We start from the raw sequence: 18955 nt of genomic DNA, 5'->3' as shown, positions 1-18955 counted from the left end.
TGAGTGTTTTTGCATAATCGAGATCTTGTGGCTTTATTTGTGAACGCAACTACTATTGTTGCATCTATTTGTATGACCAACTATAGCTGTATATGTTAAGTGCCTTGTTTTTGCATAGCACAAAGAGATCTATAATACGATATGTTTTAAGTAATTTGAAACTATAGGCAAAGTAGACAACACACAAACGTCACAAATAATCCTTACAGCAATTGATTGATCGGTATCGCACGATCAATCATAAAGGCGGTTTCTAATGAATTGACAATTGTGCCTATCCGCGTTCACGGCACAGTCAAAGCTAGTGAAATAGCATTTATTGCTCATTCATTACCAAGATTGTCTGACTGAAGAGATTTCAATCAAGTATGCAATTAGCCGTTAATACTAGTTTTTGAATTCGTCATCTAGTTGATTAAGGATAGTTCTTAATTTGCTCCAATTTTCATCATCTGCACACATTGCACGTACATGTTCCTTATCTTTATTGTATAAAACATAAATTATGATTCTTATTGCATCGCGTATCTCCCTTGGTGATGTTTCGTTTACGGGTTCATCAAGAAAGGTCAATCCGTGTGTAAGAGAGTTAATTAGGTCAAGTGAATTTGAAAATTGCATTTTAAATTCAGGATTATCTGGAGTTTCATAGCATTCGCATAAATTTTGCATTACATGTTTTGTGGTATATGACAGTTTATAATGAGTTCGAGCGTGTGTTTCAAACACAAAACGCATTTTTGCTGGATACTGCTGATAAGGCTTAAAGGATGCTACATTGTGGTTATTCGCAGTTGCGAATTTGATAAGTTCATGGAAGACAGACGCATAATAGTCGCTGAATCTATTCTGGCTAAGTTGTGTAGTCTCTATACTACTTTTTCCTTCGTGGTCTTTGCAAATCTCGAGTCTCGATATGTCTTTCATCTGATAACCAATGTTGTGAAAATCCATCGAAGAATGAGTTAGTACTATAACCTGTAGATCCCCTTTATTGTTATATACATCTCTAATTATTTTGTTGATCTCTTCTGTTATGTAATAACGATTATCCATATCTAAACTGGTTATGGGATCGTCTATAAGTATAAGCTGTATTCCATCTTTAAAATCCTGTACCTCTGTAGTTTTGTACAAGGAAAGCATAAAGTGAATAAATCCTAAAAGTCTTACTTCTCCTTCGCTTAAATCTTGTGAGTCAATCTTTTTTTGATTTTGGGGATTTTGACTTTCCGAAATGCTAAGTACCTTAAATGTGTCATCTTTCTGAAGTTGGAGACGAAAATCAGCGCCTGTAGCTTGTAACGCTCTATTAGCAAGGTTTTCGAAGGGTCGCATAGAGGAAGAAGAACTTTCTGCATCGATAATTCTTCTATCGTATTCTGAAATAGAGCGATTTAAAGTCTCAATTTTTCGTTTATTATTTTCGATACTGTCTTTCAATTCGTTAACTATATCATTGTTCAGTTGCTTGCCAATCCAGGATTTGGCCTCTTCTTCTTTATTATTATTTATTTGTTCAATACGGTTGATTTCCTTAGACCGCCTCTGTTTGCCCAGCTTCATATCATTAGACAACAGGCGAACATCGTTGATAAGTTTGTCTGCATTAATATCGATTATTAATTGCATGTCTTTTTGTTTCTTATCTATCAATTCAAGAAGCTGGTCACAGTCCAGTAAAGCTGTTTTTTTCCTATTTTCATAGGTAGAGTCAGTAAAGGCAGCAGAAATTTCTTCTTTTAGAGATGAAACAGAATTTTGGATATCTGACACCTGTTGTATAGCTGTGGAATACTTATTATTTACCCTTTTTTTGATTTCTTCCATTACTTGGTCTACTTCAAACGTATTTCCGCAAAAAAGACACTGCGCTTGTGATCCCGATAGATCGTGGATTGTCACTCCTTGTTTTATCCATTCAATTATTTCAGCTGTTAAGGATTCGCTAGGCTTGCTGTAGGAACATTTAAATAATTCGTGAATACTATTTAAACTCTTGGTATAAAGGTCAATCTCAATTGGTACGATTCTCTTATATTCATCATTAAGTGATTCTAATCTTATGTTAAGATCCTTTAAACTTTCTTTTCCAGTAGTATGCGTTTTTTTCTCGGCATCCTTGAACCAATATTTCAGCATCTTCTCAGGTGCTTCTTTAGAACCTGCTTTTTGGTTAATTTTGACATTGTCGAATTGCTGCTTTCCCTCATCAAGCATGTCAGTCATTATTTTGAATAATTGACGGCGATCTTTATCTAGACTACCATGTGTATCGCTTAACTTATTTTGTGCTTCACCTTTTTCCTCTTGTAGTCGATTTATTGCATCCTTCTTCTGTTTTTGTTCGCGGGTCAATAGAGATGATCCTTGAATATCTGGACGTTGTATGTTGTGGTTTACATATTCTGTGTCAAATAGTCGTACCACGTCTTGATACTGTGTCATAAGAGATTTGCAAAATGAGGATTTCCCGCTACCGTTCGTTCCAAATATGATGCTTGCTTTCTTAACGGGCTTTCCGAAATTATAATTGTCAAAAGACTTTTCGTCTATTACTGTATTTTCGTTAAATAGCATTATTTCAACCTCCATGAGTATGTTACCTTTTGAATCGAAGCAATGCCACAAAGAATTAAATCCGCTATCCTCCGAATTGATTATCACGTCTCACTGATTTGACTAGCTGAACGGTCAATACAATTTGGAGCTAGAGTATGACTTTATTACATATGTTGATAACAATGTTTGCTTTCTTGCTCTCAATGTATCGTGATTAGCATCGATGTACGCCGGGGAAAGATAGCTAGACCGGTTGAATTGTCATTGATTACACAGACTTATATAAAACGGGAAATCAGTAAAAATGCATGTACAGCAAGACAATCTTAAAATTTCTTATACAGTTGAATTATCAGTCTAATATTAATCTCAATTGGTTTAGATCTTTACATTAGTTATTGCTGGGAAAAGCGAGGTGCTGGTTCTAAAGTAATTGCATGCGTGCCTATTGTGCTTATTCAATGATGCCTGTATAAAGGTGATGCTTTTCTATAATATATTGTGTTCGTACTTCTAATGATAAAGGAATTAAATAAATATTTGAGACCAAATTTCATTTCATATAATATTTAAAAGTTTCGCAATAGCATAATTGCACACTCAACACGAATGATCTACATAGTATTGTCTCCACTTTTTAGCTTTGCTTAGTAAAAATCTTGTATCAAGCAGCAAAGTAGTTTGCGCGGATTTTGGTAAATATAATTATATCAAATTGCTCTCAACATTGCATTTTAATTATCAATGCCACAGTATTTTATATGCAAGTGTAAGCTTGACTTGTTGCAAGCTGAATGGTTAGGACATCATTAAGAAGCTAATATAAGAAGCTAATATAATGAGTTTTGTAGCCAGTTTTATGCAGAACTCATAGCCCATTATAGCCACTGTGTTCCTGAGAAAAATGTGTTACTGTTGTTGTCTTATATTCATAAGTAAGTGCATCAAAGCTTGGAACTTCTCTAATTAAATTAGAAGTATGTAAATCGATAATATTGTTTTACTATTGCCATTTGGTGCCCCGGATGCGATTCGAACGCACGACACCTTCTTTAGGAGAGAAGTGCTCTATCCCCTGAGCTACCGGGGCAACGGAAACTACTGTACCACGAAGCGGGACTTGGGCAGGTCGCCGGTGTGCGGGCTAGCGCCATGCGCTTCTTGCAGAAGTTAGCTCTCTATTCCTGCCTGCCATACGGTCATGGTTTACAATTGCTCAACGGTCAAGCTGACTGTGTATCCCTTGGGAGGAGAACATGGCGAAATTCAGACAGTCCTTCCTGGTGAAGCATGTCTTTGGGTGGACGGCCAGACTGCTGACGTTGGTCAGCTTGCTGGCCCTAGGGGCGCGTGCCTGCCCGGCATGGCTGTCATCGATACCCTACCTGCCTGATATGGCCGCTCTGACACCCTGGTTCATCTTCTTGAGTCTGCTGGCCCTGGTCCTGGCTTTGACGGCTTCACGATGGTTCACGGCTTTGGTGCTTATCGCTGTCTTGGCCATGAATGTCTACTGGCAGTATCCCTTCTATCAGGAAGGATCCGAGCTCAATGGGCAAGCCGATCAGCTCATGGCCCTTGAGCACCCCGACCGGCACGACGACGTGGCCCGGGTCATGACGCTGAACGTCTACAAGGGTCAGGCTGATGCCGATCAGGTAGTCAAGACGGTCAGCGACAACCGGGTCGAGGTGCTGGCTCTGCAGGAGGTCAGCAAGGATTTCGTGGATCGTCTGCACAAGGCCGGCATCGACCGCTATCTGCCCCACGAGCAGCTTTCCACATCTTCGAAGGAATACGCCAACGGTCTTTGGACAGCCGCGCCAATGCAGTCACCTTCAAAGGACGACGTAGGTTCCCGCTCTTCCATGATGCCAGCGGCCAGCATCGACTTCGGCAGGAGCAGGACCAGTGTCAGATTCGTCTCGGTCCATACCACCTCGCCGCAACCGGGCAGTTGGAATGCCTGGCGACGCAGCGTGTCCGACCTGGGAAAACTGCGGAAGCACGAGCACACGCGATACGTGCTCTTGGGCGACTTCAACGCTACCTATGATCATGCGGTCTTCCGGGACATGCTGGGGGAGCGGTTCAGTGATGGGGCACGTCAGGCCGGGCATGGCATGAGCATGACCTGGCCGGCCAACCGAGCTCCGTTGCCCAGGTTGGTGGCCATCGATCATGTGGTGGTGGACCGTGACATCAGGGCCAATCGGCTGCAGGCCGTACCTATAGCGGGTTCGGATCATGCGGCCTTGCTGGCCACGGTGATGGTGGAGTAGGGGACTTCAGGCATCCAAGTTGGACTGGGTGCCAGCCTGGGCTCCGGCGCTGGCCTGCTCCTGCTGGGCGGCATCGAGCTTGGCACGAACCTGGCCCAGCAGCTCCTGGGCACGCTTGGCCAGAGCCTCGCCGATCTCCCACTGACGCATGGAGGCATCCAGGTCCAGGCCGCCGGCCTCCAGCGCCTGAACCGCCTGGATCAGCTGATCCCGTGCCTGCTCATAGGGCAGTTTGGCGATGGTTTCGCGTTCCTTCTGGCTCAGGGCCGAGGCCAGTACCGGCTGTTCCTTGCCCTGCTCCGTCTCCTTCTGCTGGGTCTGCTCCTCGTCTGTGTCGCTCATGCCTGCTCCTCTTCTTATACGGTGTGTTATCAAATTTTCAATTAATAAGGATGATTATCGCTGATGATTATATGTGGCTGACCACGTGGGATCGGTCACTGCCCGCTGACGACCCTGGTCTCGATCCTGCCCTCTTTGACGGTCAAGGTCAGATCCTGATCGGCCTGAACCTGCTGTGGGCTGACGACCACCTTCCCGTCCAAGGTCTGCACGACTGCGTATCCGCGGTCCAGCGTGGACTGGGGAGAGAGGGCGGTCAGCGAGGACTGGAGCTTCTCCACAGTCAGGGAGGCGTCGTCCACGATCCGTCGCAGGGCGATGTCCAGGCGGACCAGCGACTCGTCAACCAGCCGCTGGGGCTTGTCCAGCATGGTCTGCGGCTTGGTCAGGCTGGGGCGGTTGGCGTATCCCTCAATCAGCCGTGTCTCGCCCTCGACCATATTTTGGATGCGCGCGTTTATGCGCATCCTGGCCTCTTGGATGATGCCCTCCTGCTCGACCAGGTCGGGCACCACCCGCTTGGCGGCGTCAGTGGGGGTGGAGGCGCGCAGGTCTGCGGCCAGGTCAATCAGGGTCCAGTCATCCTCGTGGCCAATGGCCGAGACGATGGGAGTGACGCAGGCTGCCGTGGCGCGGACCACGGACTCGTCCGAGAAGCCCAGCAGATCCTCGAAGCTGCCGCCGCCCCTGGCCACGATGATCACATCCACAGCCGGATCAGCATCCAGCTTCTGGATGGCTTCGACCACCTCGGGCGGGCACTGGGGGCCCTGGACGTGGGCGTGCACTACGGAGAATTCGATGGTGGGCCAACGCAGGCGGGCGTTGGTGATCACATCCCCCTCGGCTCTGGCCTTGGGCGCGCAGATCAGGCCGATGCGCCGGGGGAACTCGGGCAGTGGAACCTTGTTTTCTGCATCGAAGAGGCCCTCGCCCTTGAGTTTGCGCCTAAGCTGGTCAATCTGCTCCTTCAGGTCACCGGTGCCTACGCGCTTGATCCTGTCGGCCATAAAGCTCAGACGGGTCTGCTTGATCCACAGGTCGGGCCGCCCATGCACCACCACCCGGTCGCCCTGACGAAATTCCCTGGCCTGGGTGGCGAAGGCCCGGAAGCCCATGACGTTGATGGAGATGTCCTCGAAGTTGTCGCGCAGGGTCAGATATGCGGAACCGGTACGGCGGGTGTTGATCTCCACGATCTGACCCTCCACCCAGGCTCCGGGCCAACGGGCCACGGCGTCGTGGTACTTCTGGCTGAGCACGCTGACCGGCCAGGGATCTTCCTCGGTGGTGTCACGTGCCAGGCGGGGCAGCTGATCCAATGGTTTGGGAGCCAGTCCTGACGGTGCTGGGCCGGTCGGCGCACCCATCGACCCGCGCATGTTCGAACCCATGTATGCTCGCACCTGATGCCTCCTGACCATCGGTTCCGCCAGTCTGACCAACTCACCTGGCATAGCCTGTACAGAATGGTATTCGGGTTGGTCAGCGAAGGAAACGTTCTTTCAGGGTCTCTCAATACGGGGACAATTCCATATACTCTTCAGGTTCTCTGAAGGTCCTCTGTCGATTGCTCTTGAGCCAATTTCGCCAAGGGCACAGCGGCTTTTCTTCCATGTGCCGGCAGGCTGGGATTGAGGGGAAAGTGTGGAGGACAAGGGTTGGAACCAACGCCCTAATGTACCTGCCCTAGTCCGCGGCTTACCTGCAACAGAGGCGGTTTTGCTGGAAGATGTGTCGAAGGCGACAGCCTCGATTCCTTGATATCGCAAAAGTTATTCACGCTCTGGCGGTAGCATAAATAGAGTAAGCCGGATATGATGTGGTGTCTGCTTTTGGACCCATCATGCGGCGGTCTCACGGATTGAGGTTGTTTCATGTCTGATGGCGTCGACATAACGGGTCGATATAAGGGCACAGGACCGCGGGATCTCCTGCGTGTGGGTTTGGATATCGGTTCCACCACAGTCAAGGCCGTGGTTCTTGGCGCAGGTGACAGGCTGGATCAGGCGCTGTTCAGCGACTATCGCCGCCATCATGCCAATGTGCGCCAGTGCGTGGCTGAGCTGGTCACCGACATCAAGCTTTCCCTGTCACGGGTTGGTCTGGCAGGCAATCCCATCAGCCTGGTGATCACCGGTTCGGGCGGGCTGGAACTGGCCAGCCAGCTGCAGGCCGAGTTCGCCCAGGAGGTCATTGCCGAGACCGAGGCTATCAACGCCACCTACCCCGAGGGGGACGTGATCATCGAGCTGGGCGGCGAGGATGCCAAGATCACCTATCTGAAGCCCACGCCGGAGCAGCGGATGAACGGGTCCTGCGCAGGCGGGACCGGAGCCTTCATCGATCAGATGGCCACCCTGCTCAACACCGATGCTTCAGGCCTGAACGATATGGCCGCCAAGTACAAGACCATTTATCCTATCGCCTCGCGCTGCGGGGTCTTTGCCAAGTCCGACCTCCAGCCCCTGATCAACGACGGAGCCGCCAAGGAGGATCTGGCTGCATCCATATTCAATGCCGTGGCCACACAGACTATTTCTGGACTGGCCTGCGGACGTCCCATTCGTGGCAACGTGATCTTTTTGGGCGGGCCCCTCTTCTTCATGAGCGAGCTCAGGGAAGCCTTCAAGCGGATCCTTCAGGACAGGGTCAGCCGTTACATCATCCCTGAGAACGCGCACCTCTATGTGGCCTACGGCGCTGCCATCATGGCTGGCCGCCGCGAGCAGGACGACCAGGACAGCGCTGCGCAGGTCAAGACCGACTATTCGCCAGAGACCGATGTGAACGACCCCTTCGGCCCGGCCTGGGGGCTGGATCAGGCGGAGGTCGACAAGGCACGGTCCGAGAAGGCCTCGAACTTGGACAAGATGGCTCTGCAGGATGCCATGCAGGACGGCCGCACCACCACCTTGGTGGACGGTGAGCATAAGGCTCCCGCGACCGAAACCGCCAAGGATGCCAGCCACACTCAAAACATGAACTTTGACCTGACTTCCTTGGATGGCGTCCTCTCCGCCCTGAAGGGCCTGGAGAACATGCCCTCCACGGCCAGAACGATCCGCCCGCTCTTCCTGAACGAGGAGGAGCGCAGTGAGTTCAACGACCGGCATGGGGCCCAGGTCATTCCCACTGGAGACCTGTCAGGAGCCAAGGGGCCGCACTTCCTGGGCATCGATGCGGGCAGCACCACCATCAAGGCCGTGCTGATCAACGACGACAAGACCATCGTCTGGTCCACCTACGGGGTGCATAAGGACAGCCCGCTGATTGCCGCCGCCAACATCGTCAAGGAGGTCAGGAAGTCCCTGCCGGAGGGGGCCTACATCGCCCGTGCCTGCGCTACCGGCTATGGTGAGGGCCTGGTCAAGGCAGGCCTGCATGTCGACGAGGGCGTGGTCGAGACCATGGCCCACTACCGGGCAGCCGAGGAGATCAGCCCCGGGGTCACCTCGGTCATCGACATTGGCGGGCAAGACATGAAGTACATCGCCGTCAACGACGGGGTCATCGATTCCATCTGCGTCAACGAGGCCTGCTCGGCTGGCTGCGGGTCCTTCCTGCAGACCTTCGCCCAGTCCATGGGCATCAGCATCCAGGAGTTCACCAAGCAGGCGCTGGCCTCCGAGGCTCCGACCGATCTGGGCTCCCGCTGCACGGTCTTCATGAACTCCTCGGTCAAGCAGGCTCAGAAGGAGGGCGCCTCCCCGGAGGATATCGCCGCCGGGCTCTGCTACTCGGTGGTCAGGAACGCCCTCTACAAGGTCATCAAGCTGCGCGATGCCAACGCCCTGGGGCCTGTGGTCGTGGTCCAGGGAGGCACCTTCCTCAACGATGCCGTCCTGCGGGCCTTTGAGCTCCTGACCGGTCGCAAGGTGACCAGGCCCAACATCGCCGGGCTCATGGGAGCCTATGGTGCTGCACTGACGGCCCGCATGCACTGCCCGCAGAATGAAGAGGTCGAGGATCTGACCGCTGCCGGCTCTCACATGGCCGACGGGGTGAAGTCCGTGGGCAGCACGCCCACCACCCCCAACAAGGCTCCGACTTCCACCAAGCCAAAGGTGTCACCGGCCGCCGCCAACAAGATTGCCTCCAAGAATGACCAGGGGTTCAAGGCGACCTTGCCTGACCTGAAGGTGCAAGACGGCCATGTGGTCAGCTCCATTCTGGCAGGGGACGATCTGGACAACCTCTCCATGACCACCACCCACGATGTCTGCAAGCTCTGCCAGAACCACTGCAAGCTGACCATCACCGAATTCGAGGACGGCGGCCGCTACGTGACCGGGAATCGCTGCGAGCGTGGCGGCGACAAGAACAGGAAGCGCTCCGACAGGCCCAACCTCTATGACTTCAAGTACAAGCGGGCCTTCGCCTACCGTCGTCTGACCCCGGACAAGGCCACCAGAGGCGACATCGGCATTCCTCGCGTGCTCAACATGTACGAGGACTACCCCTTCTGGTTCACCCTGCTGACCTCCCTGGGCTTCCGGGTCATGATCTCCGGGCGGTCCAACCATGAGCTCTTCGAGAGTGGGATGGAGTCCATCGCCTCCGAGAACATCTGCTACCCGGCCAAGCTGGTCCACGGGCACATCCACTCCCTGGTCGACAAGGGCATCAAGACCATCTTCTATCCCTGCGTCACCTATGAGCAGGAGCTGGTTCCCGATACGGACAACCATTACAACTGCCCCATCGTGGCCAACTACCCGGTGGTGATCGAGGCCAATATGGCCGAGCTCAAGGAGAACGGCGTCCGCTTCATGCGGCCCTACTTCAACCTGTCCAACAGGGAGAAGATGGTCGAGCGGATCGTCAAGGTCTTCGACTGGGCCAAGGTGAGCGAGGAAGAGGCCAGGACGGCCGTCCAGGAGGCCTACCGTGAGGATGCCCGCTTCAAGGAGGACGTCCGCCAGGAGGGGCTCCGTGCCCTGGCCTACATGCAGGAGTATGGAGTCAAGGGCGTGGTTCTGTCGGGCCGTCCCTACCATGTTGATCCCGAGGTCAACCACGGCATTCCCGAGACCATCTGCTCCCTGGGCATGGCCGTGCTCTCCGAGGACTCCATATGCGAGCTGGACGTGCATAAACTGCCCAAGCTGAGCGACTACATCATCCCGGCGGCGGGGGAGCGGGCCCTAGCCTCCAACAACCCCACGGCCGCCAAGTTCCGCAAGACCGTGCCGAGCTTCGGCGACGACCATCAGAAGATGCCCTTGAGGGTGACCGACCAGTGGGCCTACCATTCCAGGCTCTATTCCGCAGCCAGGTTCGTCTCCGAGTATCCCGACCTGCAGCTGGTCCAGCTGGTCAGTTTCGGGTGCGGCGTGGATGCCATCACCACTGACCAGGTTCAGGAGATTCTGGCTGACAAGGGCGATGTCTACACGCAGCTGAAGATCGACGAGGTCTCCAACCTGGGTGCAGCCAAGATCCGTCTGCGCTCGCTGAAGGCCGCCATGGACGAACGCCATCAGCGGGATATTGCCCAGGAGGAAGCCCCGGCCAAGGATCAGGCGCCTGCCAAGGTCGCGGTCAAGGATGCTGACCCATTGCCTGACCTGGTTCAGGCGGGGGATTCATCCGATTCTCAGGAGCCTCAAGGGCTTACCGGACATATCGAAGCAGTGGATACGAATGCGTCCGACCAGCCGAAATCCGAAGGATTCCGGTCCACCAACGCGCAGAAGATCAGCCTATCCCAGCGCAAGGCCGACATTGTGGCTCTGGCACGGTTCGTGGCTTTGCACGATAAGAGCGATCAGGGTCTGATCGGTCTTCATCCCATGGGCATCAGGCCCATCCGGGAGACCATGGCCTCGCGGCAGAAGGATCAGGAAGCTGACAGCAAGTCGGCAGACACTCCCGCTGAGCAGGGCAAAGACGTCCAGGCTGGCGGAGCCGCCGCCAAGCCGACCCTGTCCAAGTACGCCACCGAGCACCGCTTCACCAAGGAGATGGGGCACAAATTCACCGTGGTGGCGCCGCAGATGTCTCCTGTGCACTTCTCCCTCTTGGAGGCGGTCTTCTCCAGCGCCGACTACCACTTCGAGCTCCTGAAGCATGCCACGGCGGAAGACATCAACACCGGAGTCAAGTACGTCAACAACGATGCCTGTTTCCCGGCCATCATCGTGGTGGGGCAGCTGGTCAACGCCTTCCTGTCCGGCAGGTTCGACCCGCACAAGTGCGCGGTCATCGTCACCCAGACCGGCGGCATGTGCAGGGCCACCAACTACTATGGCCTTCTGCGCAAGGCCCTGGCTGATGCGGGCTACGGCTACGTGCCAATCATCACGCTGAGCGTGCAGGGGTTCAAGGCCAATCCGGGCCTTCAGGTAACCCCTGCCCTGCTGCACCGCGCCGTCAAGGCCTTCTACCTGGGCGATGCCATGATCGAGTGCCTGCTCAGGGTCCGCCCCTACGAGCAGGAGCCCGGCTCGGCCAACAGGCTCTACAAGCTTTGGGACACGATCTGCAAGGAGACCATCGAACACCACGGGTACTCCAAGACCGCCAAGAAGGTCTACGGTCATGGATATGTGCCTTACCGCACGCTGATGAAGCGGATGATCCGGGCCTTTGACCAGCTGCCCCTGCGCAATATTCCCCGCAAGCCTCGAGTGGGTGTAGTCGGAGAGATCCTGGTCAAGTACCATCCTGATGCCAACAACCACGTGGTCGACCTGATCGAAAGCCAGGGCTGCGAGGCTGTACTCCCCGGTGTCTGCGACTTCATGGTCAACGGCATCTCCAATGCTGAATGGAACGAGGAGATGCTGGGCACAGGCGGACCAGTAGGTGTCAAGAAGATCGTCCTCAAGGCGGCGGATGCCTACCGTGCCCCCATGATCGCCGGCTTCAAGGCCTCCCATGGGAAGTTCGACATTCCCGCTCATATCACTGACCTGAGGGAGAAGGCCGCCTCGGTCACCTCCCTGGGCGTTCAGGCGGGAGAGGGCTGGCTTCTGACCGGCGAGATCATCGAGCTGATCCAGTCCGGCGCCCCCAACATCGTCTGTGCGCAGCCCTTCGCCTGCCTGCCCAACCATGTGACAGGACGCGGCATGTTCGGCAAGATCCGCAGGACCTACCCTGAGGCCAACATCGTCTCCATCGACTACGATCCCGGCGCCTCGGAGGCCAACCAGCTCAACAGGATCAAGCTGATGATCGCCGCCGCCAAGAAGCCGGGCGACCAGCAAAAGCTCAGCCAGGACCACAGGGCCAACGTCGAACCCCAGGCATCTGGATCGACCGGTCGGGATGCTGGGCAGGCAGCACCCGTCCAGGACGAGGAGAAGGTTCTGGAGAGCCTGTAGCCGCCAGGCCGAGGCCGGTTCCGGGGCTCACCCGCCGGCCTCGGAACTGCTGAACCACGAGGATCAAGGAAAGAGGGGCTTCCCATGACCAGCCGCGAGGAGATCAAGGCTCTGCTGGACACCGACCAGATCTATATTGCCGATACACCCGAAATGAAGCAGGTCCAGGACGCTCAGCAGGATCTGGTCTTCGAGTTCAACGCCTGCCGTCCCAGCCAGGCGGAGAAAAAGCGGGACCTCTGCAAAGAGATGTTCGGTTCATTCGGCGAAGGCAGCTGGATTGAGGGGCCAGTGCGGGCCAATTGGGCCTGCAACACCTACTGGGGGAGCAAATGCTATGCCAACTTCAACCTGGTTCTGGTCGACGACGGACGCATTGACATAGGCGACCACACCATGTTCGGACCCAACGTCACCATCGTCACCACCGGGCACACCATTCGCCCTGATATACGCGTCTACGGCACGCCTCAGTTCTCGGTCCCGGTCAGCATTGGCAGGAATGTGTGGATCGGGGCAGGCGCCATCGTCATGCCGGGAGTAACCATCGGAGACAACACGGTCATCGGGGCAGGGTCCCTGGTCACCAAGGACATCCCCTCTGACGTGGTCGCCTACGGCCACCCCTGCAAGGTCGTCCGTCCCATCGACGATCACGATTATGAATACTTCTGGAGGGATCGTCGGTATCAGGCGCCTTATGATGCCCGGCCTTTCAAGATTGATCAAGCTGGCTGACTGGAGTCTGGCAGCCGCGGTTTAGCCACTGCCATGCCTGCGCTGATCAGCAATATCCATCCCAGAGTGGTGAGGGAAAAAGCAGCGCTTTGAACCGGTCCCATTCCTGGACGTAGTCGATTTTTGGCTCACGCAGCAGCCGTATCTGTATGCCGTCCATGACTTCCAGACTCATCCTCACCCTGACCCGCATGTCTGTCGCCCACTCCATGCCTTCGGGAAGCAGCCAGGGGAATTCAGAATAGCGCTCCCAGACCTCTGCCGGCCTGCGGATGAAATAATCATGCAAGGGATGGCTGGTCGAAATGGCCTCTGTCTCTAGAACCGTATACAGCTGTGTGAGTTCGGGCTGGTCGGCATTGTGGGCGACCAAAAAGTCAAAATAGGCCGGGAGATGCGGGTGTTCGGGGTCGGACCCGGGAAGGCCCGTCTGCAGGAATTCCTCCGGGGTGCCATTGGCATCATAGATATCCGTGACCAAGAGGGAGAGCAGGCCTTCCTTGCTGCCCACATAATGGAGGACGCCCGGTTGCGACATCCCTACCATGTCAGCGACGTCTTTGAGCGATATGCCGTTGTATCCATGTTGGCTGATGAGGTGGGCGGCGGCCTGTGTGATTTCCGCACGTCTCACCTCTGGTGATTTTCTGGTACGGCTCGTCATTTCCTGGTCTTGCGGCTCCTTTTCACTGCTTTTGGGTGTCTGGATCCTCCCGGCCGTTTGATACTTATGGTACATGGGGGCGTATTGGCAACGGCAAAAGGGGTATGGCTCGGCCCACGGCAGGGTTCCGACTCGTCTGGGGAGAGCAAAAGAAGTCGTGGCACTCGCGGCCCTGGATGGAGCCGATGACTTGACAGAACCATTGAATCCTTGTTAGGTATATCATTATCTAATGATTAGTAGATATGGCTTTTCCGCCATTGGAAGTGTCAGAGAAGACTAGTTGAAAGATATCGGCACCATGAGCGACTCGACAACCCTGGCATTGGATGATTCGGCACTGCTGCAGGCGCATAAGGCCGTCTCAGAGCCGTCAACCGATCTGGAATGGACTAGTAAAGAAACCCAGGGCTTCCTAGCAAACCTGGAGCCGCGATCTTTCAGCACCTTCGCCCTGTGAATTGAGTCCTGCAAATCAAGATTGGAGTTCATCATGTCAGACCAGACGGTCCGAACCAAGAACCACCCAGCTTCACAAGGCGGCACGCGTCTGCCGGACAGGCTCATCTTCGGATGCGCCTACTACGACGAATACATGCCCTATGAGCGGGTGGACAAGGACATGTCCATGATGAAATCCGCCGGCATCACCACCATTCGTATCGCCGAATCCACCTGGAGCACCCTGGAGCCCCAGCCTGGCGTATTCGACTTCAGCCATGTGGATCGGGTGCTGGAAGCGGCTGGACGTTTCGGCATCCAGGTCATCGTGGGCACGCCCACCTACGCGGTCCCCTCCTGGCTGGTCGCCATGCACCCGGATGTTCTGGCGGACACCCCCAAGGGCCACAACCGGTATGGCGCCCGCCAGATCATGGACATTGTCAACCCCTCCTACCGGTACTATGGCGAGCGCGTCATCCGCAGGCTGATAAGCCATGTGGCCGACAACCCCCAGGTGATCGGCTACCAGGTCGACAACGAGACCAAGTACTACGACTGTGTGTCGCCCGACATGCAGCGGCTCTTCGTCAAGGATCTCCGACGGCGTTTTGACGATGATCTGGACCGTCTCAATGCGGCCTTCGGCCTGGACTACTGGTCCAACAGGATCGACTCCTGGGAGGACTTTCCCGATCTGACCGGGACCATCAATGCATCCCTGGGGTCGGCTTTCGACCGCTTCCGCCGAAGCCAGGTCAGCCGCTACCTGGCCTGGCAGGCTGGCATCGTGCGCGAATATGCCCGAGAGGACCAGTTCGTCACCCACAACTTCGATTTCGATTGGGGTCCGGGCTGGTCATACGGCGTCCAGCCGGCTGTCGATCACTTCGAGGCGGCCGAGTGCCTGGATGTGGCCGGTGTGGACATCTACCATCCCACCGAGGATGACCTGACCGGCAAGGAGATCGCCTTCGGCGGGGACATGACCCGCAGCCTGAAGGGTGGGGCCAACTACCTGGTCCTGGAAACCGAGGCCCAGGGGCAGAACGGATGGCTGCCCTACCCGGGCCAGCTGCGGCTGCAGGCATACAGCCATCTGGCCTCGGGGGCTGACGGGGTCATGTACTGGCATTGGCATTCCATCCACAACTCCTTCGAGACCTACTGGAAGGGTCTGCTTTCGCAGGACATGGAGCCCAACCCCACCTATGAGGAGGCCGGCCAGTTCGGCAGGCAGGTAGCGCAGAAGGGTGTGGGGGAGCGCCTGATCAACCTCCGAAAGCGCAACAGGGTCGCCATCATGGTGGGCAACGACTCCCTAACCGCCCTGGACTGGTTCTCCCTGGAGACCGGCTTCCCCCGTGAGCAGGGGCAGATCTCCTACAACAATGTGGTCAGACGGGTCTACGATGCCCTCTTCGAGCTCAACATCGAGTGCGATTTCATCAGCGACAAGGCTGACCAGTCCCAACTGGGCCGATATGCCATGGTCCTGGTTCCTGCCCTCTACAGCAGCAATGAGGATACGCTGAAGGTCCTGGCCGATTACGTCCGTCAGGGAGGTCATCTGGTGGCTACGCTGCGCTCCTTTGTGGCGGACGAGAACCTCAAGGTCTGGCATGACAAGGCCCCCCACCTGCTGACCGACGTGTTCGGCATCGACTACAACCAGTTCACCCGTCCCGGCAAGGGTCTGACTCTGGATCTGCATGGGGCCGACCAGGCTGGACCGGTGTGCCAGGGGCTGATCGAACTGCTGAACCCGCGACCCGGCACCCAGGTCCTGGCCTCCTATGACCACCCGGTCTGGGGGCGGTATGCGGCTGTGACCCGCCATGATTACGGCCACGGCAGCGCGGAATGGATAGGCACCCTACCCTCGGACCAGGGAATGCGGATGCTGCTTTCGGATGCGGCGGATGCGGCTGGTCTGAACGGTCCCACCCGGGACCTGGCTGGTCTGATCACCGTGCGGGAGGGCATCAATGCCCTTGGGGAGCAGGTCGCCTATCTGCTCAATTATTCATCCAAGGAGGTCAGGCTGGACGCGCCCTATGGTGGGCAGTTGCTGGTGGCCGACGGGCAGGCTGATCCTCAGGCTCATGTCGACCAGGGCCAGCCCATGACCATCGGACCCTGGGATCTGGCGATCATCGTTCGATAGACCGGTCCCGGTCTGATCGGCTTCGGACTGACCGGATATGAAGAAAGGAAGGTGCCCAGATGGCATCAAGCAAGTTGACAGGGGACCTACCCTACCGCAATCCCGACCTGAGTGTGGATGAGCGGGTGGCCGACCTGCTGGGCCGAATGACCCGTGAGGAGAAGGTGGGCCAGATGATGCAGCTGGATGCCCGCTCGGGAGTGGACAAGGAGGTGATGGACCAGCATGCTGGATCCCTGCTGCATGTCTCTCCGCAGAACATGATCAAGGCTGACAAGGCCGTTCATCGCACCCGTCTGGGCATTCCCCTGCTGATCGGGGACGACTGCATTCACGGCCATTCCTTCTTCCGCGGGGCTACCATTTTTCCCGAGCAGCTGGGCATGGCAGCATCCTTCGATCCTGAACTGGTTCAGCGGATGGGGCGGGCCACAGCCCAGGAGGTCGCCACGACAGGCGTCCACTGGACCTTCTCTCCGGTGCTTTGCATTGCCAGGGACACCCGCTGGGGCCGGGTGGATGAGACCTTCGGCGAGGACCCCTTTCTGATCGGCGAAATGGCGTCGGCCATGGTGCGCGGCTACCAGGGCGGATCAGCCATGACCGGGACCTTGTCCAAGGATGCTGTGCTGGCCACGGCCAAGCACTTCGCTGGCTATTCCGAGACCCAGGGCGGGCGCGATGCCTCCGAGGCCGACCTCTCGCACCGCAAGCTGCTCTCCTGGTTCCTGCCGCCTTTCGAGCGTCTGGCCAAGGAGGGCGTGGCCACCTTCATGCTGGGCTACGAGTCCATCGACGGGGTCCCGGTCACCATCAACAACTGGCTGCTCAACGAGGTGCTTCGAGGGGAGTGGGGCTACCAGGGCACCCTGATCACCGACTGGGACAACGTGGGCCGGATGGTCTGGGAGCAGAAGGTGCAGCCCGACTACGCCAGGGCAGCCGCTGCCGCCGTCAAGGCAGGCAACGACCTGATCATGACCACGCCCGGCTTCTACCAGGGGGCCTTGGATGCACTGGATGCCGGGCTTCTGCACGAGGAGGACCTTGACCGGGCGGTCAAGCACATCCTGGCCCTGAAATTCCGCATGGGGCTCTTCGAGGATCCGCGTCTGCCCGACCCCCAAGCCCAGAAGGCGATCATCAACTCTAAGGAGCACCAGGAGCTCAACCTCCAGGTGGCCCAGGAGTCGGCGGTCCTTTTGAAGAACGACGGCATCCTGCCTCTGTTCGGCGGGGTCGATGCCGATGGCCGCCCTGGCGATGATTCAGCGCATAGCATCGCCCTGGTGGGTCCGCTGATTGACGATGCCCAGAACCAGCTGGGGGACTGGGCCGGCGGTTCGGGTCAGTGCGACTGGATCAAGGACCAGCCTCGGGAGATGATCTCGACAGTGGCCGACGGTCTGCGCCAGGAGCTGCCTGCAAACTGGCGGCTCGACTGCGAACAGGGCGTCGACGTGCTCCGTCTGGTCGACGACCCTGCGGGTCCGCTCTTCCCCGATGGCCAGCCCAGACCCAAGGTGGCGGCCCCGGCCGGGATCGATCAGGACCGCTTCGACAGGGCAGTGGACCTGGCCAGGCAAAGCGACCTGGTGGTTGCCGTGGTCGGCGACGTGGTCCAGCTGGTGGGCGAGGGCCGTTCGACTGCCACCTTGGAGCTCTATGGTCCTCAGCGCGATCTGCTGGATGCCCTGGCGCAGACGGGCAAGCCCATGGTCATCGTGCTCATGTCTTCCAAGCCGCTGATCCTGCCCCCGTCCGCACAGTCTGCCAGGGCTCTGATCTGGCAGCCCGACCCGGGCATGCAGGGCGGCCGTGCCCTGGCCAGGATTCTCACCGGCAAGGTTGAGCCCACAGGCAGGCTGCCCATCACTTTCCCCAGGCATGCCGGCCAGCTCCCGGTCTACTACAACCAGATCCGAGGCCAGCATGGTGACCGCTATGCCGACCTGACCCAGGAGCCGGCCTTCGCCTTCGGCCAGGGGATGGGCTACACCACCTTTGCCTACGGAAAGCCCCAGATCGACGGACCGGATGCCGTCGGCCCTGAAGACAGGGTCAGGGTGACTGTGGACCTCACCAACACCGGCCAGCGCCCAGGCACCGAGGTCGTCCAGGCCTACATCAGCGACCTGGTGACCTCCGTCAGCTGGGCCGACCGCGAGCTCAAGGCCTTCCAAAGGATTCAGCTGGATCCAGGGCAGACCCGGAAGGTGGTTTTTGATCTACCGGTGTCTGAGTGGACCCTGGTTGATGCCGACTGCAACCGCAGGGTCGAGCCCGGTCAGTTCCAGGTGCTGGTGGGTTCCTCCTCGCGCAGGGAAGACCTGCAGGCCGTGACGGTGACCGTGGGCTGAGCCTGAAATCGACCGGGTTGCGGTTGCTTTAGGTTGCGGTTGTTCTGGATTGCCGCCAGTCGACTGAC

General features: G+C 56.4%; 10 protein-coding genes and 1 tRNA gene. 6 read left to right on the top strand and 5 right to left on the bottom strand.

Features of this window, described 5'->3' with window-relative positions:
• Positions 1-387: 387 nt before the first annotated feature.
• Together H3T92_RS05700 and H3T92_RS05695 are read right to left on the bottom strand one after the other, a co-directional pair.
• Positions 388-2595 (bottom strand): AAA family ATPase, encoded by a 2208-nt coding sequence (locus H3T92_RS05700; protein ID WP_198189565.1) that lies wholly within the window; start codon positions 2593-2595, stop codon positions 388-390.
• Between the two features lie 981 nt (positions 2596-3576).
• Positions 3577-3652, bottom strand: a tRNA-Arg gene (locus H3T92_RS05695).
• A 166-nt stretch (positions 3653-3818) separates the two neighbouring features.
• Between H3T92_RS05695 and H3T92_RS05690 the strand changes: the two genes are divergently transcribed.
• Positions 3819-4844, top strand: a complete 1026-nt coding sequence (locus H3T92_RS05690) for an endonuclease/exonuclease/phosphatase family protein (protein WP_198189564.1) — start codon at positions 3819-3821, stop codon at positions 4842-4844.
• 6 nt (positions 4845-4850) lie between these two features.
• Here H3T92_RS05690 and H3T92_RS05685 read toward each other — a convergent pair whose 3' ends face one another.
• Both H3T92_RS05685 and xseA read right to left on the bottom strand, forming a co-directional pair.
• On the bottom strand, positions 4851-5186 hold the full coding sequence (locus H3T92_RS05685) for an exodeoxyribonuclease VII small subunit (RefSeq protein WP_144085441.1): 336 nt from the start codon (positions 5184-5186) through the stop codon (positions 4851-4853).
• A gap of 95 nt (positions 5187-5281) precedes the next feature.
• Complete coding sequence (xseA, locus tag H3T92_RS05680) at positions 5282-6556, bottom strand: exodeoxyribonuclease VII large subunit (RefSeq protein ID WP_198189684.1); 1275 nt, start codon at positions 6554-6556, stop codon at positions 5282-5284.
• Between the two features lie 507 nt (positions 6557-7063).
• Here xseA and H3T92_RS05675 point away from each other — a divergent pair.
• Both H3T92_RS05675 and H3T92_RS05670 read left to right on the top strand, forming a co-directional pair.
• The gene (locus tag H3T92_RS05675; RefSeq protein ID WP_198189563.1) at positions 7064-12517 is read left to right on the top strand and encodes an acyl-CoA dehydratase activase-related protein; all 5454 of its coding nucleotides are present in this window, start codon (positions 7064-7066) and stop codon (positions 12515-12517) included.
• Positions 12518-12601: 84 nt separating this feature from the next.
• Positions 12602-13255 (top strand): sugar O-acetyltransferase, encoded by a 654-nt coding sequence (locus H3T92_RS05670; protein ID WP_198189562.1) that lies wholly within the window; start codon positions 12602-12604, stop codon positions 13253-13255.
• Positions 13256-13301: 46 nt separating this feature from the next.
• Here H3T92_RS05670 and H3T92_RS05665 read toward each other — a convergent pair whose 3' ends face one another.
• The gene (locus H3T92_RS05665; RefSeq protein WP_198189683.1) at positions 13302-13919 is read right to left on the bottom strand and encodes a TetR/AcrR family transcriptional regulator; all 618 of its coding nucleotides are present in this window, start codon (positions 13917-13919) and stop codon (positions 13302-13304) included.
• 301 nt (positions 13920-14220) lie between these two features.
• On the opposite strand from H3T92_RS05665, the gene H3T92_RS05660 reads away from it, so the two are divergent.
• Genes H3T92_RS05660 through H3T92_RS05650 form a run of 3 tightly spaced genes read left to right on the top strand, consistent with a single transcriptional unit; the run spans position 14221 to position 18887 of the window.
• On the top strand, positions 14221-14379 hold the full coding sequence (locus tag H3T92_RS05660) for a hypothetical protein (RefSeq protein ID WP_198189561.1): 159 nt from the start codon (positions 14221-14223) through the stop codon (positions 14377-14379).
• A gap of 33 nt (positions 14380-14412) precedes the next feature.
• Positions 14413-16527: a beta-galactosidase gene (locus H3T92_RS05655; protein ID WP_269748529.1), complete on the top strand. Its 2115-nt coding sequence runs from the start codon at positions 14413-14415 to the stop codon at positions 16525-16527.
• A gap of 59 nt (positions 16528-16586) precedes the next feature.
• Positions 16587-18887 (top strand): glycoside hydrolase family 3 N-terminal domain-containing protein, encoded by a 2301-nt coding sequence (locus tag H3T92_RS05650; RefSeq protein ID WP_198189560.1) that lies wholly within the window; start codon positions 16587-16589, stop codon positions 18885-18887.
• The last annotated feature ends 68 nt before the right edge of the window (positions 18888-18955 follow it).

It is taken from the genome of Bifidobacterium sp. W8112 (assembly GCF_016101425.1).
GTDB classification, from domain to species: Bacteria; Actinomycetota; Actinomycetes; order Actinomycetales; family Bifidobacteriaceae; genus Bombiscardovia; species Bombiscardovia apousia.
The sequence above is the reverse complement of the archived record's forward strand: the minus strand, read 5'-3'. Positions and strand labels throughout refer to the sequence as shown.